Genomic DNA, 632 nt, shown 5'->3' with positions numbered 1-632 from the left:
AAGTACTCATAATCTAATAATAGAAAATAATCGTCCAAAAACACTAACTGCCGAAAATGAAGTTGACAAACTTTCGTATAAAGTTAAGTATGAAACCATGGTTCGACTGCTTTCTAGAAAAGGAAAAATAGCCCAAAATAGAGTTCAAAGCCTAATTGACGAATTTTCAAATATAAGAGCAACAGAGCATTTAAATACATTAATGCATGATGCTCATAATTTTCCTCAATTTGATACCTTAAAAACAATATGGAATGCTGTAGCTCCTCAACTTCTTGCTGCGTTTGATCTTTTGTAACTAAAAAAATCAACATATGTTCATCGTTTAGAAATTGAACATATGTTGATTTTTATTTAAATTCCAATGTCAAAATCGCATCAGCCATCTTTTTACTAAAAATTGGAGGAACTGCATTACCAATTTGAGTAAGAGCACTGGTTCTAGAATCTAAAAAATAGTAATTATCTGGAAATCCCTGTAATCTAGCTGCTTCTCTCACAGTAATTGATCTATTTTGTTTTGTATCTGGATGAATATAATGATGACCATCTTTTGAAATATGTGCAACTACTGTATGCGATGGAGAATCCCATGAAAGAGCTTTGAATCTGTCCAAAAATTTATCCGTATG

The 632-nt window shown here is 31.5% G+C and carries 2 protein-coding genes; one reads left to right on the top strand and one right to left on the bottom strand.

Annotated features, from left to right (window positions below; genetic code table 11):
- Positions 1-298 (top strand): hypothetical protein (locus tag ACFX59_RS18335; protein ID WP_387434504.1); only part of this gene is annotated, 298 nt, incomplete at its 5' end.
- A 52-nt stretch (positions 299-350) separates the two neighbouring features.
- Here the strand turns inward: ACFX59_RS18335 and ACFX59_RS18330 are convergent.
- The coding region (locus ACFX59_RS18330; RefSeq protein WP_387434501.1) for a DNA cytosine methyltransferase at positions 351-632 on the bottom strand (282 nt) is incomplete at its 5' end.

It is taken from the genome of Sphingomonas sp. NCPPB 2930, assembly GCF_042867205.1.
GTDB lineage: Bacteria > Pseudomonadota > Alphaproteobacteria > Sphingomonadales > Sphingomonadaceae > Sphingomonas.
Note: the sequence above shows the minus strand (reverse complement) of the source record. Positions and strands in the feature narration are given on the sequence as shown.